This is a genomic window from Microcystis aeruginosa NIES-2549 (assembly GCF_000981785.2).
GTDB classification, from domain to species: Bacteria; Cyanobacteriota; Cyanobacteriia; order Cyanobacteriales; family Microcystaceae; genus Microcystis; species Microcystis aeruginosa_C.
On the sequence record NZ_CP011304.1, the window covers coordinates 2648305 to 2668425 of the forward strand.

The 20121-nt window shown below is 42.4% G+C and carries 20 protein-coding genes and 1 pseudogene; 4 read left to right on the top strand and 17 right to left on the bottom strand.

Annotated features, from left to right (window positions below; translation table 11 throughout):
- Nucleotides 1–654 precede the first annotated feature (654 nt).
- From myaer_RS13000 to myaer_RS13035, 7 genes and pseudogenes are all read right to left on the bottom strand, one after another.
- Nucleotides 655–1097: pseudogene (locus myaer_RS13000) on the bottom strand (type II toxin-antitoxin system VapC family toxin).
- Nucleotides 1084–1356, bottom strand: a complete 273-nt coding sequence (locus tag myaer_RS13005) for a hypothetical protein (RefSeq protein WP_046662405.1) — start codon at nt 1354–1356, stop codon at nt 1084–1086. The pseudogene myaer_RS13000 and the gene myaer_RS13005 overlap by 14 nt, the downstream one beginning before the upstream one ends.
- Before the next feature lie 234 nt (nt 1357–1590).
- On the bottom strand, nt 1591–1902 hold the full coding sequence (locus myaer_RS13010) for a hypothetical protein (RefSeq protein ID WP_046662406.1): 312 nt from the start codon (nt 1900–1902) through the stop codon (nt 1591–1593).
- A gap of 318 nt (nt 1903–2220) precedes the next feature.
- The gene (locus tag myaer_RS13020) at nt 2221–5271 is read right to left on the bottom strand and encodes a tetratricopeptide repeat protein (RefSeq protein WP_046662407.1); all 3051 of its coding nucleotides are present in this window, start codon (nt 5269–5271) and stop codon (nt 2221–2223) included.
- A gap of 39 nt (nt 5272–5310) precedes the next feature.
- A complete protein-coding gene (locus myaer_RS13025) occupies nt 5311–5919 on the bottom strand; it encodes a COP23 domain-containing protein (RefSeq protein WP_002763038.1) in 609 nt (202 codons plus the stop codon).
- 59 nt (nt 5920–5978) lie between these two features.
- Nucleotides 5979–7079, bottom strand: a complete 1101-nt coding sequence (locus tag myaer_RS13030; protein ID WP_046662408.1) for a S1C family serine protease — start codon at nt 7077–7079, stop codon at nt 5979–5981.
- A gap of 143 nt (nt 7080–7222) precedes the next feature.
- Nucleotides 7223–7717: a tetratricopeptide repeat protein gene (locus tag myaer_RS13035; protein ID WP_046662409.1), complete on the bottom strand. Its 495-nt coding sequence runs from the start codon at nt 7715–7717 to the stop codon at nt 7223–7225.
- 178 nt (nt 7718–7895) lie between these two features.
- Here myaer_RS13035 and myaer_RS13040 point away from each other — a divergent pair, with 178 nt between their 5' ends.
- The 4 genes from myaer_RS13040 to myaer_RS13050 all read left to right on the top strand — a co-directional run bounded on the left by myaer_RS13040 (nt 7896) and on the right by myaer_RS13050 (nt 9377).
- Nucleotides 7896–8453, top strand: coding sequence for a Uma2 family endonuclease (locus myaer_RS13040; protein ID WP_002763043.1), 558 nt, complete (start codon nt 7896–7898; stop codon nt 8451–8453).
- 20 nt (nt 8454–8473) lie between these two features.
- Entirely contained in the window at nt 8474–8647 is a 174-nt protein-coding gene (locus myaer_RS21345; RefSeq protein ID WP_155120481.1) for a hypothetical protein, read from the top strand.
- Between the two features lie 207 nt (nt 8648–8854).
- Nucleotides 8855–9145 (top strand): DUF4160 domain-containing protein, encoded by a 291-nt coding sequence (locus myaer_RS13045; protein WP_002797746.1) that lies wholly within the window; start codon nt 8855–8857, stop codon nt 9143–9145.
- Entirely contained in the window at nt 9129–9377 is a 249-nt protein-coding gene (locus tag myaer_RS13050) for a DUF2442 domain-containing protein (RefSeq protein WP_002785172.1), read from the top strand. The genes myaer_RS13045 and myaer_RS13050 overlap by 17 nt, the downstream gene beginning before the upstream one ends.
- A gap of 183 nt (nt 9378–9560) precedes the next feature.
- On the opposite strand, the gene myaer_RS13055 is transcribed toward myaer_RS13050, so the two are convergent.
- The 10 genes from myaer_RS13055 to myaer_RS13100 all read right to left on the bottom strand — a co-directional run bounded on the left by myaer_RS13055 (nt 9561) and on the right by myaer_RS13100 (nt 19919).
- Nucleotides 9561–9899 carry a DUF86 domain-containing protein gene (locus myaer_RS13055; RefSeq protein ID WP_046662410.1) on the bottom strand — a complete coding sequence of 113 codons (339 nt, stop codon included), beginning with the start codon at nt 9897–9899 and terminating at the stop codon, nt 9561–9563.
- On the bottom strand, nt 9896–10189 hold the full coding sequence (locus tag myaer_RS13060) for a nucleotidyltransferase family protein (protein WP_002763046.1): 294 nt from the start codon (nt 10187–10189) through the stop codon (nt 9896–9898). The genes myaer_RS13055 and myaer_RS13060 overlap by 4 nt, the downstream gene beginning before the upstream one ends.
- Nucleotides 10190–10275: 86 nt before the next feature.
- A complete protein-coding gene (locus tag myaer_RS13065; protein ID WP_103672713.1) occupies nt 10276–10527 on the bottom strand; it encodes a hypothetical protein in 252 nt (83 codons plus the stop codon).
- A 76-nt stretch (nt 10528–10603) separates the two neighbouring features.
- On the bottom strand, nt 10604–10948 hold the full coding sequence (locus tag myaer_RS13070; RefSeq protein ID WP_002763053.1) for a hypothetical protein: 345 nt from the start codon (nt 10946–10948) through the stop codon (nt 10604–10606).
- Nucleotides 10949–11138: 190 nt separating this feature from the next.
- On the bottom strand, nt 11139–11435 hold the full coding sequence (locus myaer_RS13075) for a type II toxin-antitoxin system HicB family antitoxin (protein ID WP_002763050.1): 297 nt from the start codon (nt 11433–11435) through the stop codon (nt 11139–11141).
- An 11-nt stretch (nt 11436–11446) separates the two neighbouring features.
- The gene (locus tag myaer_RS13080) at nt 11447–11635 is read right to left on the bottom strand and encodes a type II toxin-antitoxin system HicA family toxin (protein WP_002784337.1); all 189 of its coding nucleotides are present in this window, start codon (nt 11633–11635) and stop codon (nt 11447–11449) included.
- Between the two features lie 17 nt (nt 11636–11652).
- The gene (locus myaer_RS13085; RefSeq protein ID WP_046662412.1) at nt 11653–14832 is read right to left on the bottom strand and encodes a tetratricopeptide repeat protein; all 3180 of its coding nucleotides are present in this window, start codon (nt 14830–14832) and stop codon (nt 11653–11655) included.
- Between the two features lie 231 nt (nt 14833–15063).
- Nucleotides 15064–17526, bottom strand: a complete 2463-nt coding sequence (locus myaer_RS13090; protein ID WP_046662413.1) for a CHASE2 domain-containing protein — start codon at nt 17524–17526, stop codon at nt 15064–15066.
- 15 nt (nt 17527–17541) lie between these two features.
- Nucleotides 17542–18669 carry a DUF1822 family protein gene (locus tag myaer_RS13095; RefSeq protein ID WP_046662414.1) on the bottom strand — a complete coding sequence of 376 codons (1128 nt, stop codon included), beginning with the start codon at nt 18667–18669 and terminating at the stop codon, nt 17542–17544.
- Between the two features lie 2 nt (nt 18670–18671).
- On the bottom strand, nt 18672–19919 hold the full coding sequence (locus tag myaer_RS13100; RefSeq protein WP_046662415.1) for a hypothetical protein: 1248 nt from the start codon (nt 19917–19919) through the stop codon (nt 18672–18674).
- Between the last annotated feature and the right edge of the window lie 202 nt (nt 19920–20121).

The following is a 20121-nucleotide window of genomic DNA, read 5'->3' on the forward strand; positions in this document are numbered from 1 at the left end:
GATCGATAGTAAGAGGTAGATCACCAGTAGATACACCATTGGTAACACTAAGGTCATGGTAGGCATTGTTTGATTAGGGAGGAGAGAAGATAGTTAAAATTAGGTAGGCTTAATCTTGCCCCATTGATCATTGAATGACTAGCGACGAGAAAACCGGCCAAATCTGCAAACAGATCGAGCTTATCCGTCAGTCACTCTGCCAAGGGACTAGGATCGAGTTGGACAGGTAATCGTCTTCAACTCCATTCTTCGCACCAGAAACCGACGAGAAAAAATTCCTCATCTTAACAATTTCTAGGTGAGAACTGGGGGTTAATTTCTTGCAACTGCCACTATTAACTTAACATAAGTTGTCAAGGACTGGGAAAAAAATTTTTTAATATCATTTTTCAAAAGTAATGGCAGAGATGGTTAATTTCCCTCACCCCCAACCCTTCTCCCCTTCTGGGAGAGGGGAGTAAAATACCTGCCAGGAATCAAGAAAAATGATATAAGAAACCCCACAAAAAGTAATGAGAGGAGGGGAATAGCGAGTGCCGATTCAGACGGATTTAGGTGTTGGGTGTTGGGTTTCCCTTTCCCCTAGAATTGAGAGGTTTTCTTGAACATATTTATTCGCTCAAACCAACCTACGGACTACGGACTAATGATTAACTAGAAATTTGGGAAAAGATTAATAAAGGGTTTTTTATTTTTCCAGCGATAGGTATTAAAATCTCGATTATCAATTGATAAGATACGTCCATTTCCTAACTCTTCTGCTAAGATAACTAGAGAGGCATCGGCTAAGTCCATTGGCAGACTTTGATATTGTTTCATAAGGTCTTGAATTCTTTCTAGATGAGTATTTTCAAGGTGGAATAATAGAAATTTTTGGGGATGTCTCTCAAATACGTTCATTAATTTTATTTGTTTTTCAACTCCTGTATAGAGATTGGAGAACGTTGTAAAAGAAGATGACAACTTTCTGTTAAAACACACCAAGTTGTAATTAGTGGTTGAGAAGAATACTGTGCTAAGGTTTGCTGTGCTATTAGATGATATTGATCTTTATTGTTAAATAAAGCCACCCAGAACCCGGTATCAACGATGATCATATTTAGCTTTTAATCCTTCTTTGAGAACAGATTTATAATTAGTAGAAAGGTCGGATTCTGCACTAATACAACCGATTAATCCAGATTCTTTTAAAATGTCTAGGGTACTTTGAGCTTCAGGGTTTATTTTTGCTGCAATCTCTGGATTTTTTGCCAAGGAATAGCGTTTTTTTAATAACTCAATAAAATCAATCAGTAAGTTTTGTACTTCTTCAGGTAATTGGTTAATATCTTCTTGAATTTGTTCTAAGTTAATCATTAATTTTCCTCCGTTAAGATTTTTAAATGGGCTGCTAATTTTTAAGCCACATAACGAATAATTTTGACTTCTGCTCCTTTATTAACAGGAATAGAATTATCGTCGGTTGGGTTGAACCAAGGAAACCCAACAAAAAGATTCAGACTGATTTAGGTGTTGGGTGTTGGGTTTCGCTTTTCCTGAGAATTGAGAGGTTTTCCTTAACATATTTATTCGCTCAACCCAACCTAGTAACTACGGGCGCTCACTACTTAATTTAATCACTTGTTGCTCAGAAAATTTAAGGGTAAGTTCCCATTCTCCCCCTAATTCCCTCATCATACGGGTTAAATTTTCTAGGGTAAGATGTTGTTTTAAATCATCCGATTTTGCTGAGAAACAGGGCTGTTCACTTTCGCTTTCCGTGATTTCTTCTGAAGCAAGTCCTAGGCGTTGAAGAAGTTCATCAATGATTTGCATTTCTTGTAAAAGCTCTTGGGTTTTAGCTTCAATTTTTGCCCTTCTTTCAGAGGGCAGTTTATCCATTTCTTCATCAAAGGTAATCATAGATTTTGCTCCGTTAAGGTTTTTAAATAGGCTTCAAATCTTTTTTCAGCGATGGGAATGTTTTTTTCATACCATCTTTTATCGCCAGTTTTATTTCCTCCTACTAGCTAAAGTCGATTGGGTTGAGGCACGAAACCCAACAATACACCCAAGTAAACTACTGTAGGTTGGGTTGAGGCACGAAACCCAACAATACACCCAAGTAAACCCAACAAAAAGATTCAGACGGATTTAGGTGTTGGGTGTTGGGTTTCGCTTTTCCTGAGAATTGAGAGGTTTTCTTTAACATATTTATTCGCTCAACCCAACCTACGAAACTTATCCCCCTAATTGTTGTAAAAGTTGCATCACCTTTTCATAAGCAGCCATATTATTCTGTTGGCGGAATAATATAGCTGCTTGTTGTAGATCAATTTTTGCTTTTTCGGGTTGTCCTAATATGGCATATAAACCACCACGACCTAAGTAAGCCTTAGCATCATTAGGATTAATTTCAATAGCTTTGTTGTAGTCAGAGAGGGCTAATTCGTATTTTTTTTGCTCAAAGTAAAGAACCCCCCGATTGACGTAAGCCTCAGCATAATTAGGATTAATTTCAATAGCTTTGTTCCAGTCAGCTAAAGCTAAATCGTATTTTTCTTGGAGACGGTAAAGAACCCCCCGATTGTAGTAAGTCCCAGCAAGATTACGATTAATTTCAATAGCTTTGCTGTAGTCAGAGAGGGCTAAATCGTATTTTTCTTGGAGACGGTAAAGAACCCCCCGATTGACGTAAGCCTCAGCTAAATTAGGATTAATGTCAATAGCTTTGCTGTAGTCAGAGAGGGCTAAATCGTATTTCTGCAAGTCTTTGTAAAGAAGCCCCCGATTGTTGTAAGCCTCAGCATAATTAGGATTAAGTTCAATGGCTTTGTTGATGTCAGAGAGGGCTAATTCGTATTTCTGCAAGTCATAGTAAATATTCCCCCGATTGTAGTAAGCCTCAGCATAATTAGGATTAATGTCAATGGCTTTGTTGATGTCAGAGAGGGCTAATTCGTATTTCTGCTGGTTATAGTAAACACCCCCCCGATTGTAGTAAAGTATAGCAAAATTAGGATTAATTTCAATGGCTTTGTCGTAGTCAGCTAAAGCTAAATCGTATTTCTGCAAGTCATAGTAAAGATTCCCACGATTGTTATAAGCATTAGCATGATTAGGATTAAGTTTAATAGCTTTGTTGTAGTCATCTAATGCTAATTCGTATTTTTGTTGGCGACGGTAAAGAATCCCTCGATTGACATACCAAGCAGCACGGGGAGCGAGATCAATTGCCTGAGTAATCGCCGCTAATCCCTCATCATAGCGTTTTAATTCACTTAATACTGCCCATTTCTCATTATAGTAATTGGGGTTATTGGGAACCAGAGAAATCGCCTGATTAATCACCGTTAATGCTTGCTCATAATTTTCTCTGGCTTCTCTTTCTGTACCTGCAATTTTTGAGAAGTCACCTAAAAAGCGATAAACTACACTTTGCCGTTGTAAAATACTACTGTGAAACTTCTTTAAATTTTCCCGTTTAGGTAAGGTATTAATCGCTTGTTGCAAAGCTTCTATAGCTGGTTGATGTTCGCGTAATTCAAATAACGCTAATCCCTTACCATACCAGGCTAAATAGACATTATCGGGGTCATTTTGCTTAATCGCTTCATCAAAGGCTTTAATTGCTTCCTGATCCCTTGCTAACCGCCATAATTGTCCCCCCCTTTGTATCCAAATATCCGCCTTCGCATTGGTATTAGGGACAATAACACCAGTAATCGCTTGAATAATTTCTTGTTGTTGTTGCGGACTAACTTGGGGTTGAGCAGTGGTTAATAATTGCGGTTTTACCTTCAATCTTTCTTGCAATCCGATAAAAGTGCTAATAGGAATCCCTAAACTATACCCTAACTGAATTTCCGTTACCCCTGCTCCTTCTGAACGTCCATGAATCCCTATTACTCTCCCCTGAGAGTCTAAGACTGCACCGCCACTCATGCCCCCAAATGTGATGCTGGTATAAACTAATTCATAGCCCCCGGTTAAAGAAGCAACACTTTGTAATGTTCCACTTTGTTGCGTGCTTAAGTCACTTTGGCGGGTTAGTAGTAATCCCAGTTCTTTATCGAGAATTATACCGCCACTAAACAACCATTTCGAGGGATTGTCGCCAATTTTGGGGAAGCCTGCCGCAAAAACAAAATCACTGGTATTTGGGTTATAATTCGCTATTTCCGCAACGGGATAATTGTCCTGGCTTTCAAACTGAAAAACTGCTAAATCTACCCCTTTCTGCCGGATGATGGTGCTTTTCTCGATGTTTCGAGTTTTGCCGTCGCTGGTGACGACGGTGTAGGTGAAATTGAGACAAGGTTTACTTGCAGCATCTTGACTTTTTTTCTTCTCACATAATACATGGTCTGCGGTTAAAACCGTGTAAATATTGCCTTTTTTAGCGATAATTACGCCACTTCCATTGGCTGTACTGCTACTATCAATCCGCACGGTGAAACCCTTGGCTTTTGTTTCTAATTCGGCGATATAGTCAGTAGGGGCGGTGGTTTCTATATCGGGGTTCACCTGCGGTAGGGGCAGGTTATAGGCGCTGAGGATTTCGGGCCGGATGTAGGTTAATAGGGTATGAAGGGAAATGCCCCAGTTAACCGCTCTCATCTGTTGGATTTCTGCGTCTGTGGGTTTCGTACCGTCTTCGTAGATGTAGTTAGAGAGAATCGGATGGGCCGATCGCCCGTTAATGCCGATTAACTCCCCATCGACAAAAATGCCGCCGCCACTCATTCCCTGCACGATATCGCCACTATAACCGACGCTGTAGCCTTCCCGGAGGGGTCGATCGCTCACCTGTTCGAGGGTTCCCTTTGTCGTCCGATACTGTCCCGTTTCGGCAACATATCCCGCGGCCACCACTTCTAAACCGATCCTGTCTTGATTGGGGGTAAACTCCGCGATGGTGGCGATCGGATAATCCCGGGTATCGCTAAACTCCACGAGGGCCAGATCCTTATCTTCCAAAAGGGAATTCGGCGCGATCGAGGCTGTGCGGGTTTGGCCGTCGTGGGTTTGGATCTGTAGGGTGGTCGCGCCGCGGGTAACGTGAGCGTTGGTCAAAACGAGGTATATACTGCCTTTTTTCCCGATAATGATTCCCGATCCCCGATTTATCTCGCTAGTAATCTTAACAGTGACTTGACGGATCGATCGCTCGATCTGCGCGTTTGGGCTGTCTTCCGCCACGATCGCCGGAGCAGAGAAAGGGGATAGCGCTTTAACTGGTACGACGGGCAGAAGTAGGAGGCTTAGGAGTAGGGGAAAGGGTTTCAACATGGTTATTATGGGGAAATTCGGGGTAAAACAGCGAAAATTCTAGCGGGTGGGAACGCAATTATTTTGCGGGCCAGCAGATCTCGTACCACAGGGTGCGTCGCGATCGGCGAGTGGTGCTTTGGCGAAAAACTCCGTCATCGAGATATAGGTTTTATCTCCGGAATTCTGGAGGAGCATATCCGAGCTTTTCCCCTCTAGGATGTCCATGAGTTGTTGCAAGACTAAATCTGGATTGTCGTGGGGTTTAAGGGTAAAAAGTTGGCTATTACCATCGCAGGGATCGCCGGATCGTGAAACGCTGCAGATGATCGGGTATCCCTTCGCCCGGCCGGTGGTGAGATAGTTAAAACGCCCTTGATTATAGGCTTCCTGGAATTTTTTCGTGACTTCCTCGCAACGAACCGGGGAACGTTTGGAGAAATATTCCGATTTCCAGCCGATAATCCGCACATTGCCGCTCCTTTGGGGAATCCAAGCCAGGGTAGCGGGGATTTTTCCTCCCGATGCGCGATCGAACACCTCTTTACAGAAGAAGGTGACGCCATTCGGGGTGGTCGATTGGCTGAAACCGGGGGCGATACCACCGAGGAGGACAGTGGCGAGGAGGCCGACGCAAGCGAGACGGTGGGAAATATATCTAGAGTTCATAGGGATAGTTCCTCAGAAAATAGGGATTAGAATCGTGATTAGGGTCAAAATGGGATTATTTAAGGGTTAGCGGCGGCGTTGAGGGTGTAGCGACCCGATTCACCCCCTTCGCGAGAGGTAGCCACTAGGATATAAACTCCATCGGCAGGTAATTCGGTTACAAGTCGAGCGTTAAAATCCCCGGGGGCGCGATCGACGCGCTGGTTACTACGGGCGACCTGTGGGTATTTTGTCCCCTCGGAAGATTGGAAAACGCGATAGAGGACAAGATAGGGAGCGATCTCGTTGCTGTTCATATCCAGAACGATTTTCTGTCCGGCACGACCCTCGAACCCGTAATATTGTTGGTTTTGGTCTTTGGTCAAGTTGCCTTGAACGGTCTGACCGTTAAGAGGGAGGGCGAGTAACTGTACCTGATCGTCCTGTCCTAATGTTGAGACGGTGGAGACATCACCTGTTTTAACTGCGGTGAGGAAAGCTTGCAGGCGATCGAGGGAAACGGCGAAATTAATGCCGCTCTGGGTAAGGCCGATCGGGTTTCCCGCACCGTCGTAAACGTAACTCCCGATATCGCCTGCGACGTTAACCCCCACCACTTCCCCCCGTGAATTCAAAAGCGGCCCGCCGGAATTGCCTTTGTTGATATTAGCGTTGTGTTGCACAATGCCTTTTTCGGGGTCGAGACGGCTGATAATGCCCTGGGTGAGGGTGTTTTGATAGTCCTCGTTTAAGGGTGTGCCGATGACGAAAACGCTTTCGCCGACTTTGGCGGAGTTCGCACGGGCCAGGGGAAGATAGGGCAGGTTTTGGCGGTTATAAATCCGCAGGACGGCTAAATCCACGCCATTTTTAGCGAAGCCGATCACGTCTGCCGAGGCCTGCTGTCCGTTGGAAAATTTCACCGTCACCACCCGCGGTCCGTCCGCAACAACGTGGGCGTTGGTAATGATGATACCGTCGGGACTGACGAGAAAGCCGCTACCGTGGCCGCTGCCATTTTTGACGGTGACGACGGCGGGGCTGGCTTTCTGATAGACTCTAGAAGCGGTCTGCTCCTGCGCGAGGATGGGTGGAACGTTTTCCATCAGGAAGTTTCCCGGTTGAACGAGTAGGCCAGTGGTGGCCAGTAGCACCGATAGGGTGAAAGTAATTGGTTTCATCGGGTTGGCTCCTCTTTAGTCGAGGGATACTTGCAAGGATGTTATCGTTGGTTTTTTCCCAATTATGCGATTAAGTTTTAAGTCTTCAGATTGCTTTTTTCACAAAAGTTTAGAGGGGGAGAGCGATCGCTCTCCCTTGCAACTTACGCACCTATCTGCCGTAGTGCTTCTATGGCGCTGTTGTACATTTCTGGGTTTCCCTGCTGGCGAAATAATTCGGCGGCCGTTGTTAGATCGGCGATCGCATTTTGTCTCTGGTTAAATGCGAGATGGACGTATCCGCGGAAATGGTAAGCGTAGGCAGCGCGGGGGTTTAGTCGGATCGCGGTGTTCAGGTCTTGAAACGCCGGCCGCCATTGTTCACGAATCGTGTAAATCATGCCCCGACCGAGGTAAGCTTCGGTATAGTCCGGATCGAGTTCGATCGCTCTGTTGAATTGAGCGAGGGCGAGATCATATTTTTCCTGTTGGATGTAGTTAATTCCCCGGTTAAAGTGGGCGATCGCTTTTTTGTAGTTCGCTTGAGTGATCAGGGTTTCGACTGGTTGTCGGCTTTCTAGGGCCATAACGGGGCGAACAGTGGCGAGGGTGGAGAGGCCGAGCAGGCTGACGGTGGTGAGAAGGGCAAAGGATTTCATGGGTAGTGCCTCGGTGAGGGTGATTTGAACTTCTACCTAATTCATCGGTTGTTTTTTTGGGAATATGCAGAATAGGGCAATCAATTTTTTTTCCTTTCGGGTACAAAAGGAAAAAGCGCGGCAATCGGCATCGCTTTGTTATCATTTAGTGAAAAATACTTGTTTTTTTTGATGCAATATGGTAAGCAAATCCCCGACGATTACTGATGCGGAATTAATTCGCCTCAGTTGTCAGAACCCGGAATTAGGCTTTGAACGCAATGCAGATGGAACGTTAGTCACTATGCCCCCGATCGGAAGTATTTCAGCGAATCGAGAACTGAAAGCCGGCGCTCGCCTGCTCTACTGGGTCGAACAGAACGGGTTAGGAGAGGTATTTAGTTCTAGCGGCGGTTTTAAACTGGCCAATAGCGCGGTACGCTCTCCCGATGTGGCTTTCGTGGCGAGAGAACGTTTACCGTCCGGTTGGCAGGAAAGGGAGGATGAATTTCTCGATCTCGCGCCGGATTTCGTGATCGAGATCCGTTCTAAAACCGATAGTTTATCCAAGTTAAAGCGGAAAATGGAGGAGTATCGGGAGAACGGGGTGAAGTTAGGATGGTTGATTGATCGCCACAATAAACAGGCTTTCGTCTACCGTCAGGACGGGACGATTACCTGTTATCCCGAGAACGCGATTTTAAGCGGGGAAGATGTGGTTCCGGGGTTCACCCTAGCGCTAGAAATCTTGCTGTAAGATCGATCGCTTTTTTCGGGGTGAGATTCAAAATCGATCGAGTATCTAGACCGCGCCTAATTGCCGTAGGAATTGCAGGGCTTTTTCGCGTGCTGGCGCGTTCCCTTGCTGGCGGAACAGTTCGGCGGCTTGTCGGAAATCCTCGATCGCTTTTTCCTTGTCTAGCCGATAGACGTAAGGAACCCCAACAATAGACCCAAGGAAACCCAACAAAAAGGAAACCCAACAATACACCCAAGGAAACCCAACAAAAAGATTCAGACGGATTTAGATTTTGGGTGTTGGGTTTCGCTCCGATGACCCAACCTAGGAAAGGATGCGATCGCTTTTCGTTCTCTAAAACAGTGATCGCACCAAGATGACAAGCACTGTAGCATAACCCACCGAATATTATAAAATTGATGGTGCGTTACATTTCATGCTTGGCGAAATCCGGCAAAATAAGCTTTAACCTCATGCCAGAAATTTTCAGACTGGAAGGCTATGTTTTCTTTTTCTATGCCAATGAAGGCAATGAACCCATGCACGTTCACGTTCGACGGGGCGGCGGATATGCTAAATTTTGGCTAGAGCCGCTAGAATTGGATTATGCTAAAGGTCTAAAAACCAAAGAAATTGTTCGGGCTGAAGTTATCATTACAGAAAATATAGAAATAATACGGAGGAAATGGCACGATGTATTTGGTACATGAAAGCATAGTAAAAGCTCAAAAAGTTTGGGTTGAAGATAAATGGATTTGTATTCGTTTAGAAGACGATAGAGAAATTCGTTTTCCTGCTTATAAAAATAAACGCTTATCAAAAGCAACCTTTGAACAATTAGCAGAGGTTGAGTTAATTTGTGATGGCACGGGATTACATTGGGAAACCTTAGATGAGGATTTGTCCATCATTGGCATTTTAGAAGGAAGATTGGGTGCTTAAATGTTAAATGCTTAAAAAAAATCGGCTCTACCGAACCTAGTAATCATAGCAATTATCGTCGATTGGGTTGACCCAAGGAAACCCAAAAAAAAGATTCAGACAGATTTAGGTGTTGGGTGTTGGGTTGCGCTTTTCCTGAGAATTGAGAGGTTTTCTTTAACATATTTATTCGCTCAACCCAACCTAAGAAACTGATTCTAGATATCTTAAAATCTGTTCTTTCAAATCATCCAAATAATTTTCTACCACCTCCCAAACTGTATTAAGGTCAATTCCCCCTAAATAATCATGTACTAAAATATTCCTAAAACCAGAAATATTACGCCAGTCAACATCGGGAATATTGACCTTTAATTCCTCCGAAAGCCGTTGAGTTGATTCTGCCAAAGTTTGTAAGCGTCTAATGATAGCATCGCTGATCATTGAATTAGCAAAAAACTCCTGTTTTCCTCCTTGGGAATAGTCCTTAATTTTATCAATACAGTCTAAAATGTATTCAAGATAAACTTGATCTTCATTCATAACTTAATTGCCTCCTTTAAGATTCGCTGTTTAATTAGATGATGAAGGCTTTTTTCAGTTACTACATCCACTTTACACCCTAAGAGAGCCTCTAAATCAACTAATAATCCACCTGGAAACCAAGGGGACGTTTTAGCTAAATCATAATCAATTAAAAAATCAATATCACTATTTTCGGTTTCCTCACCTCTAGCAACGGAACCAAATACACGCACATTAAAAGCACCATGTTTGGTGGCAATTTTTAGGATATCCTCTCGTTTGTCTTGTATGAGTTGTTTTAAGGTCATAAAATAACATCCCTCCCGAAGGTTTTTAATGAACAATTAACAGACTAGACTAGAAAAAACTAAATACTGATAACTCACCCCCCCACTTATTGCCCTAATTTGCGTAAAAGTTGCATCACCTTTTCATAAGTTGCCATATTATTCTGCTGGTAGAATATTATAGCTGCTTGTTCTAGGTCAATTTTTGCTTTTTCGGTTTGTTTTAATTTGGCATATAAAAGACCACGACTACTGACCTTATGAACGATGGCTAAATAAGGGACTTGCGTGCGAATAATATCCCAATTGATCGGAGGGCGCAAGCTTTGCGCCCCTACAGTAACCGATTTTGTCCACAATGTAGGGGCGAACTGCGTTCGCCCAAAAGGTACATTATCAAAGCGCAAGTCCCTAAGTAATCATTGATTTCTCATTTCAGGTTCGCATTAGATTATATTCTTCGCGGATTGATGAAGTTAGAGATTCCACTAAGATTAATTTTTCCTCAATTGACAGGTTTTTTCCTTGTTTAATTAATGTTTGTAAAGTCATTTTTTTTAAATCAAATTCCGGCACAAGTAGAGCCAATTCTTGTGTTTGTTGATTTTGTAAGTCAGTAATTAATTCTTGTAAAAATAGAGAATCATTACTTAAGTCCGAAATTTCATCTTCATAGTTTTCGAGAGCTTCTATTTGTTGAATACGGTCACTATAATTTTTGAGAAGGGATTCGAGAGCTTCGATAATAAATTGGATGTCTTTAAATGATAGAGTTTTCATAGTTTACCTCAACTTACTTTTTTAAATCCTATAGTAATCATAGCAATTATCGTCGATTGGGTTGACCCAAGTAAACCCAAAAAAAAGATTCAGACGGATTTAGATTTTGGGTGTTGGGTTTCGCTTTTCCTGAGAATTGAGAGGTTTTCTTTAACATATTTATTCGCTCAAACCAAGCTAGGGACTGCACCTAGTTTTTTACACACAATTCCTGATGGTTTAAAATAGCTTCTGATACCTCAATGAGCAGAAAAGCGATCGCATCTTGATGATCCGCGTCGGTTAAAATGGTTTCGAGGGTGCTAGGGGTGGGAATTTCGTCCCCATCTGCCAACATGAAGGAAATATGACCTTTTAAGGCTTCAGTTGCCATTTTTTTCGCTTCTTCGATGGTTTCTCCTGCACTAATACAACCCGGAAAGTCATAAAATTGTACCCCATAATCACTATGGTTATCTTTATGAACGGTGGCTAAATAAGTAATCATTTATTTCTCCTTTATCGTAATTTAATACCAGCTTGTTTTTCGATACTGATTAGGGTTTTAAGGGGAATATCCTTTTTAGGGTGAGGAACAGTCACTTTCCCTTTTTTATGGGGATGTTTAAAATGATGATGACTTCCTGTTGTACCTACTTGATACCATCCCTCATCCTTCGGTTTTTTGATAATTTCTCGACTTTCCATAATTGATGATTTCTATTTCACCCCCCTAATTGTTGTAAAAGTTGCATCACCTTTTCATAAGTTGCCATATTCTCCTGTTGGCGGAATAATATAGCTGCTTGTTGTAGATCAATTTTTGCTTTTTCGGTTTGTTTTAATTCGGCATATAAAAGACCACGATTGCCGTAAGCCTCAGCATGATTAGGATTAATGTCAATAGCATTGGTGTAGTCAGCTAAAGCTAATTCATATTTCTGCTGGTTATGGTAAAGAACCCCCCGATTGTAGTAAGCATCAGCATCATTAGGATTAATGTCAATAGCTTTGTTGAAGTCAGCTAAAGCTAATTCGTATTTTTGTTGGCGACGGTAAAGAAGTCCCCGATTGTAGTAAGCATTAGCATAATTAGGATTAAGTTCAATAGCTTTGGTGTAGTCAGCTAAAGCTAAATCGTATTTCTGCTGGTTATGGTAAAGAAGCCCCCGATTGTAGTAAGCATTAGCCAAATTAGGATTAATTTTAATAGCTTTGTTCCAGTCAGCTAAAGCTAAATCGTATTTTTCTTGGAGACGGTAAAGATTCCCCCGATTGTTGTAAGCCAGAGCAAAATTAGGATTAATTTCAATAGCTTTGTTGATGTCAGAGAGGGCTAAATCGTATTTCTGCTGGTTATGGTAAAGACCCCCCCGATTGTTGTAAGCCAGAGCAAAATTAGGATTAATTTCAATAGCTTTGTTGATGTCAGAGAGGGCTAAATCGTATTTCTGCTGGTTATGGTAAAGACCCCCCCGATTGTTGTAAGCATCAGCATCATTAGGATTAATTCTAATAGCTTGGTTGTAGTCAGCTAAAGCTAATTCGTATTTCTGCAAGTTATAGTAAAGAAGCCCCCGATTGTTGTAAGCCAAAGCAAAATTAGGATTAATGTCAATAGCTTTGCTGTAGTCAGAGAGGGCTAATTCGTATTTCTGCAAGTTATAGTAAAGAAGCCCCCGATTGTTGTAAGCCAAAGCAAAATTAGGATTAATGTCAATAGCTTTGTTGAAGTCAGCTAAAGCTAATTCGTATTTTTGTTGGTTATAGTAAAGATTCCCCCGATTGTAATACCAAACAGCACGGGGAGCGAGATAAATTGCCTGAGTAATCGCCGCTAATCCCTCATCATACCATTTTAATTGACTTAATACTACATATTTCTCGTTATAGTGATTGGGGTTATTGGGAACCAGAGAAATCGCCTGATTAATCACCGTTAATGCTTGCTCATAATTTTCTCTGGCTTCTCTTTCTGTACCGGCAATTTTTGAGAAGTCACCTAAATAGCGATAAACAACACTTTGCTTTTGTAAAATACTACTGTGAAACTTCTTTAAATCTTCCCCTTTAGGTAAGGTATTAATCGCTTGTTGCAAAGCTTCTATAGTTGTTTGATATTTACCTAACTCACCTAACGCTAATCCCTTCCCATACCAAGCTAAATAGACATTCTTGGGGTCATTTTGCTTAATCGCTTCATCAAAGGCTTTAATTGCTTCCTCATACCTTTCTAACCGCCATAATTGTCCCCCCCTTTCTATCCAAATATCCGCCTTCGCATTGGTATTAGGAACAATAACACCAGTAATCGCTTGAATAATTTCTTGTTTTTGTTGCGGACTAACTTGGGGTTGAGCAGTGGTTAATAATTGCGGTTTTACCTTCAATCTTTCTTGCAATCCGATAAAAGTGCTAATGGGAATCCCTAAACTAAACCCTAACTGAATTTTCCCTACCCCTGCTGTTTCCGAACTTCCATGAATCCCTATTACTCTCCCCTGAGAGTCTAAGACTGCACCGCCACTCATGCCCCCAAATGTGATGCTGGTATAAACTAATTCATAGCCTCCGGTTAAAGAAGCAACACTTTGTAATGTTCCACTTTGTTGAGTGCTTAAAGGACTTTGGCGGGTTAGTAGTAATCCCGTTTCTTTCTCGATAATTCTACCGCCACTAAACAACCATTTCGAGGGATTTTGTCCAATTTTAGGGAAGCCTGCCGCAAAAACAAAATCACCGGTATTTGGGTTATAATTCGCTATTTCCGCAACGGGATAATTGTCCAGGCTTTCAAACTGAAAAACTGCTAAATCTACCCCTTCCTGCCGGATGATGGTGCTTTTCTCGATGTTTCGAGTTTTGCCGTCGCTGGTGACGACGGTGTAGGTGTAATCAGCACATCTGGTGGTGCCTTTGATTTTTTCGCAGAAGACATGGTCTGCGGTTAAAACCGTGTAAATATTCCCTTCTTTAGCGATAATTACGCCACTTCCATTGGCAATTACGCCACTTCCATTGGCTTTACTGCTACTATCAATCCGGACGGTGAAACCCTTGGCTTTTGTTTCTAATTCGGCGATATAGTCAGTAGGGGCGGTGGTTTCTATATCGGGGTTCACCGGCGGTAGGGGTAGGTTATAGGCGCTGAGGATTTCCGGACGGATGTAGGTTAATAGGGTATTGATGGAAATGCCCCAGTTAACCGCTCTCATCTGTTGGATTTCTGCGTCTGTGGGTTTTGTGCCGTCCTCGTAGATGTAGTTAGAGAGAATCGGATAGGCCGATCGCCCGTTAATACCGATTAAATCCCGCTCGACAAAAATGCCGCCGCCACTCATTCCCTGCACGATATCGCCACTATAACCGACGCTGTAGCCATCCCGGAGGGGTCGATCGCTCACCTGTTCGAGGGTTCCCTTTGTCGTCCGATACTGTCCCGTTTCGGCAACATATCCCGCGGCCACCACTTCTAAACCGATCCTGTCTTGATTGATGGTAAACTCCGCGATGGTGGCGATCGGATAATCCCTGGTATCGCTAAACTCCAGCAGAGCGAGATCTTGATTCTCCGATAGGGAATTGGGGACAATGCGGGCTGCACGGCTGTGGCCGTCGTAAGTTTGTACCTGTAGGGTTTTCGTGTTGCGGGTAACGTGGGCGTTGGTTAGGATAAGGTAATTATCGCCTTTTTTAGCGATAATCGTCCCCGATCCCCGATTTGTCTCGCTAGTAATCCGAACGGTGACTCGTTGTAGGAATTGCTCCTCGGTAAGCTCCCGATCGCCCTGTGCCGTCAGAATGGGATGATTAGAAATATTTCCGGCAGCCGGGGTGACAAGGGTTAACCCGGGTTGAGGCAGTAGGGAGAAAAGAAGGATGAGGGCGATCGAAGGTTTGATCATTGTTGTTACCTAGAGTTTGCTGAATAAATGTGAAATGTAGGCAAGGTAAGAGTTTTGTCGTTTTTCTCGTGAAACAGGTGCAAGATTTTGAGAGAATCGTGCCTCAAAACCTTGCGTCTTCATCAGCCCGGATCCTGTAGGGGCGAAGCATTCGGGCAATAACCTATCGGTGAAACCGGAGATTTTCTATCCGAATGCTTCGCCCGTACTTTTTCAGCAAGCCTTACCTTGCTATTTTAAGTAGTAAGAACGAAGAAAAAAGAAGATACCGGAGGTGGTGAGAAGTGCGATCGCTGGGGGAATAATCGGAACCCAGAGACCGAAATAACTAAAGAGAAGCCAACCGATACCAGTAAGGGAAATCACAGCGATCGCCACTGTCAAAAGTACCGTTTTTACCCGAAGAAAACGCCACGTTAATAATCCCCCCACCAGGGACCAACCCAACACCCAGAAAGCCTCCTGTAGGGGATTCCAGAAAGCGATCGAGGTACGTTTTCCTTCCATTGTATCGAGAATTTGACTGACTGCGTGCGCGTGCAAATAAACCCCCGGAATTGCTTCCGATGGGTTGCGACTAAAGGGGGTTAAAAAATCATCAATCCCGGGTTCTGTTACTCCAATCAGGACAATTTTTTCCCGGACTGATTCGGAATTAAAACCCGGATCTAAAACCTGTCGGAGAGATTTTTTCGGGGCAATTTTTATGATTGCATCGCTGCCATTATCGGCGATTCGACGGTAAGCGAGCATAACTTGACGGCCGGATCGGGTATCGGATTGACTGGTTCTATAGGGGCCGCGGTTGGATTGTAGCCAGTCACCGAGATGAGTATCCCCGATATTAATTTCTAGAATTCCCCGCTCCAGTTTATTGCAGTCAAAATCTTGATTCTGGGATTCTAGATATCGTTTGGCAATTAGGAGACTAAAACTAGGAGCATAATCTTTAAAATTACAGGACATTGAGTCAACTGTGGCCAAAGAATCCGGGGGAAGACAGGGAGAGGTGCGATCGAGTTTTGCCTGATATAAAAAACGACGAATTCGGGGAACTCCGGCAATGGTTTCGTCTGGGACTATGTTACTAAAACCACTCTGATTTTTTGGCAGTTCCGGGGGTGGGGGAAATCCGTCCGGTTGCGGGTAATTATTAAACTTACAAATCGAGATAAAATTAGGAGTATTTTGTAATTGTTTGGCTAGGGGTGGATAATCTTGACTGGCAGCGATGGGACGGAGGATATCTAAGGCGATAATTTGCGGTTCGTAGGGCAGTAATTTATTTAAAAGCTGCGATAATGCTTCTCCTGCGAGGGAACGTTTTTGATCGCTTCCGGGTATTGTTGGTCTTTTCATACCCATGCGATCTTGATATTCCCAATCTTGGCGATCGATGGTAATAATTAATAATCTGTCATCGGGTTTATCTTTGGGTTTTAGTTGCATCAGGCGATCATAAATATTTAATTCTAAGGGTTCTAAAATTCCTGTTTCTCTTATTGCCAAGACTGTCATCGTTACGGCTAAACCTAAACCGAAAGTTAGAGCAAATCTTCGCCAATTTTGTTGTTTTTGAGGGGAGTTACTGAAACTATGCCAAGTGGGGGGTTCTTCGGTGGGATTGGGGCAAACTACGGGCAGCCAACTGGCACAGGGATAGTCTTTTTCCCAATCATCGTGGAGATTTTTTTGGGCTTCATGTACGGCGCTATAGAGAGATTTATTATTGGTAAAAGCGGTTAAAAAGTATTGCAGAAATTTGGGAGAAACAGGATCGGGTAATTTCTCGCGCATAAAGATTAGATGGGGTAATGCCATCCCTTTTTCCCGTGATAGTTGTTGTGCCAAACCGATACCATCACAGGAGTTAAATATCGCTAACTTTAACCCGTTTTTAGTGGCTTCTCCCAGGGAAAAGCTAAAATCAGCTATCTTTAATTTATGAGTTTCTGTTAGTTGAATTTCGCAATTTTGACCATCTTCTGTACTGGCACTATGACCGCTAAAAAAGAGAATATTCCAAGTTTCTTGACGCAATAACTGATTTAATTTTTGCGGGTGAGGGGCTTTTTCCCAGATAATTTCTGCTCCTGCTTTTCCCGCAATATCGTCTAAAGTTTTGCGATCTTCTTCGAGAAATCTTAAGTCGGTGGCATAGCCTAAAATGGCTAAAATCCGAATTTTTTCATGATTTCTTAATTGTCTGGTTAAGGTATCGTATTCTGAGACAATAATGGCTATATCTGCGCCAGTATTTTGGAGGATTTCCCATTTTTCCCAGGGGAATCTTTGCAGCCAAATATTATCGGTTTGTAACCAGATACGAAAGTTATTGCCAGAGCGCAGAATTGCGGTTTTGATCGGTTCAAATTCTGGGCTATTATTCAACCATCTGTTTAAGTTATCCTCAAATAATTCGGCTTTTTCTTGGCAGTTTTTAAAGACTAAACTCTGCTGAGAACTATTGGTAATTTGTTGGGGATTGCTATCTTTTAAGACTTTAAAAAATCCCTCTAGTTCACTATAGTGACGTTGCCATTGACGGTAAAGAGTTAATAACTCTAAATTAGCTGGTAGCCTTGCTTTGATCACAGTTTGGGGACGAGAATTAAGATCGGGACGAATTTCTAATTTTACTTTAAATCCCCGATCAAATGTGCCATCTAGTTCGAGAGTTAGGAGTTTAATCATTAAGTTTTTCCTCGCTTATACTTGTAAATATTCGGTTACTCTTGCCGATTCTAAAGCCACTTCAATAAAGAATTTATCCCCCAATTCAGCATCAAATCGATAACGAATAAATTCATCGTTATCTGTGGCAATTACTTCTCGAAAAACCTGACCAGTTTCGGTGAGAATAGTTAATTTTAAATGGGGGGGTAAAGTGCTTGTTTCTCCCGTGGGGTAAACAGTCGCTTGCAGGCTAAATATTTCTTCAATTTTAGCGATAGTAATCATCAAAGCGAGGGGATTTCCCAGTAATTCTACTCCTAAATCTTTGATGCGTTTAATTTCTGTATTTTTGAATGCTGGAACCAGTGACAGTGAGCTAAAATTGAGGATACTTTGCCAATCAATGGGGAAATTATCAGTAAACCAATTGGTTAACTTGACGGGGGATTTTTGCCGACGGGTAATTAAAATTTTTCTCCAGTTACTATTGACGATTACTGCTGCCCATTCCTGAAAAGTAACGGCTTTTCTGGGAAAGATTAACTGAGGATTAGCTAAGATGTCTAGTAAGGTTGTCAATCTATCTAAAGATAGTTTTTCCTCCATCTTTTCCCGTTCAATCTTAACTGGTTGCAATTGATACTCTCCCCATAAATCCAAAGAATCTGATCCTGATTGCAGTTGATTTCTCGGTAGAGAGTAGTTAAGATTACGCTTAATATATTGTCCTTTTTCCTTAATATCTTTATGGGTAGTACAACCCCAAATTCTCAGATGACTTTCGGCAGTGTTTACCTGTACAGCTAGATAATAATCACCAATTAATTGAGGAATATCTACCCATTCTTGAGGAATTTCGATCGCTTCTAGATCCAGAGTTTCGCTGGCAATAAATATTACTGACTTTTCGCCTAATTTAACGGTAAAACCATTAACTCCTAGTTGCCAGAAATCCTCTTGATTTTCTACTAAGCTAACCCCAGGCATCCCTGACTGTAGATAGTTAAAAATAACTTGTTGACAGAGATAATTAATATAAAATCTCTGACGAATACTGGCATCAGTAAAACTGGCACTTTTTGCCCAACTTATCTCTTGAATATCTGCGGGTATTTCTAGCCAAATGCTATCAGGAGTTAGTTCTAACCAATCATTAACCATAATTAATCCTCCTGAGTTGTTGCGCTGGTTTGATAGTAGTATGTTAGCCATGGTTCTATTGCCTTACTAATAACTTCTCTATCGTGAGACTGGAAAGAAATATGCAGGTTTTCGCTGGCCCAGGGTAAAAACTTTTTAGCGAGGTGACGATAAACTTTATCCAGTTCCCTAGAAACCTGATATTGTTTGATAACTACCGTGGTAATTTCTGTAATCTTAGCGGCAATTGCCACTTGTCCCAACCCTGAACCATAAGTCATCTCTAGAATTAACTGAATTTGCGGATGCAGTTTTGCCTGTTGCGGCTGCTGACAAATCTGTTGAATTTCTGCGCGTAACCAAGCTAGAATTTTTTGGTGGTTTTGTTGCGACTCGCGAAAATTTTCCGCCGCTTCTAATTGCTGCCAAGGGTTATTATGGAGAGTATCTTCGATCATTTCCTCCCTCGTGCTACTTTCCTCACCCCCTAAAGGTTGCTGTAGAGAAATTGTTTTTCCTTGGGGAAATAAATAATCAGAAATAGCTTGTCCCGCATCCTTTAACCATCGGGTAATTGTCGCAGAATTGATTTTGATGGTAGAGTGGCTATCCGAGTTATAAGCAGCGGCGATTTTTTGCCAGATTTCTGGACTAGGTTCCTGAATTTTACCATCGGTTTTGATTTTTGCCTGGGCATAAATTTCTTTATAGTAATCCCAAGCTAAAAGGTAATTTTCGAGAGTTTCCCCCACTAATCCCCTCGCCCGGAGAGCTTGGCTGAGACGCGCTCCGGTAGAATTAAGTAGTAGGCTCCAAGTATTATGGCCGAATGCTTGACTAATCTGGCGGATGCGATCGATTAAGCGATATTTAATCCTCTGATTGGCAAAATTATCGAAGCGAGTGGAGAATAAAGGCTTAAAGTCAGCTAAGATAGCCTCAAAACCAAGAATTCCTTCGTTAAAGTAGTCTTCGATCTGATAATCTAGTTTAGCTTGATATTTTTGATAGATTTCGGCAGCAGCCCAGTAGCAAGGTTCCTGCAAATAAGCGTATAAATGCCCACGAAAAAGATGATTTTGGGAACCGGGATTCTGATACTGTTGCTGAAAGAATAGGGACCAATACTCCTCGGACTCGACATTAGGATCGATTGGGCCATAGCTTTCCATGTTACGACGCAAACGCCGATCACAATTCCATTGTGTCCTATTTTGCTGCAAAACTAAAAAGCAACAAAACTTCTCCAGCAAAGTCTCTCGTTTTTTCATCTAGCTACTCCCCGTGGAGGTCAACTAAACTCTCTATCGTTCCACTTCGAGATTTTATGCAGTATTATAGCAGTTATCTTAATGGTGAGGTACAAAGTTTTCGTTTTAGAGAGTCGGTTGTCGGTCGTCAACAGCAAATTAGATTATACTTGATCTTGATAAGAAAGGCTGTAATATTTATCTATTAATTGTCCTTCTACAG

Excerpts from the sequence above, each read along its gene's own strand:
- myaer_RS13005 (WP_046662405.1), bottom strand. The coding sequence starts at position 1,356 with ATGATTAACTTAGAACAAATTCAAGAAGATATTAACCAATTACCTGAA.
- myaer_RS13010 (WP_046662406.1), bottom strand. The coding sequence starts at position 1,902 with ATGATTACCTTTGATGAAGAAATGGATAAACTGCCCTCTGAAAGAAGG.
- myaer_RS13020 (WP_046662407.1), bottom strand. The coding sequence starts at position 5,271 with ATGTTGAAACCCTTTCCCCTACTCCTAAGCCTCCTACTTCTGCCCGTC.
- myaer_RS13025 (WP_002763038.1), bottom strand. The coding sequence starts at position 5,919 with ATGAACTCTAGATATATTTCCCACCGTCTCGCTTGCGTCGGCCTCCTC.
- myaer_RS13030 (WP_046662408.1), bottom strand. The coding sequence starts at position 7,079 with ATGAAACCAATTACTTTCACCCTATCGGTGCTACTGGCCACCACTGGC.
- myaer_RS13035 (WP_046662409.1), bottom strand. The coding sequence starts at position 7,717 with ATGAAATCCTTTGCCCTTCTCACCACCGTCAGCCTGCTCGGCCTCTCC.
- myaer_RS13040 (WP_002763043.1), top strand. The coding sequence starts at position 7,896 with ATGGTAAGCAAATCCCCGACGATTACTGATGCGGAATTAATTCGCCTC.
- myaer_RS13045 (WP_002797746.1), top strand. The coding sequence starts at position 8,855 with ATGGTGCGTTACATTTCATGCTTGGCGAAATCCGGCAAAATAAGCTTT.
- myaer_RS13050 (WP_002785172.1), top strand. The coding sequence starts at position 9,129 with ATGTATTTGGTACATGAAAGCATAGTAAAAGCTCAAAAAGTTTGGGTT.
- myaer_RS13055 (WP_046662410.1), bottom strand. The coding sequence starts at position 9,899 with ATGAATGAAGATCAAGTTTATCTTGAATACATTTTAGACTGTATTGAT.
- myaer_RS13060 (WP_002763046.1), bottom strand. The coding sequence starts at position 10,189 with ATGACCTTAAAACAACTCATACAAGACAAACGAGAGGATATCCTAAAA.
- myaer_RS13070 (WP_002763053.1), bottom strand. The coding sequence starts at position 10,948 with ATGAAAACTCTATCATTTAAAGACATCCAATTTATTATCGAAGCTCTC.
- myaer_RS13075 (WP_002763050.1), bottom strand. The coding sequence starts at position 11,435 with ATGATTACTTATTTAGCCACCGTTCATAAAGATAACCATAGTGATTAT.
- myaer_RS13080 (WP_002784337.1), bottom strand. The coding sequence starts at position 11,635 with ATGGAAAGTCGAGAAATTATCAAAAAACCGAAGGATGAGGGATGGTAT.
- myaer_RS13085 (WP_046662412.1), bottom strand. The coding sequence starts at position 14,832 with ATGATCAAACCTTCGATCGCCCTCATCCTTCTTTTCTCCCTACTGCCT.
- myaer_RS13090 (WP_046662413.1), bottom strand. The coding sequence starts at position 17,526 with ATGATTAAACTCCTAACTCTCGAACTAGATGGCACATTTGATCGGGGA.
- myaer_RS13095 (WP_046662414.1), bottom strand. The coding sequence starts at position 18,669 with ATGGTTAATGATTGGTTAGAACTAACTCCTGATAGCATTTGGCTAGAA.
- myaer_RS13100 (WP_046662415.1), bottom strand. The coding sequence starts at position 19,919 with ATGAAAAAACGAGAGACTTTGCTGGAGAAGTTTTGTTGCTTTTTAGTT.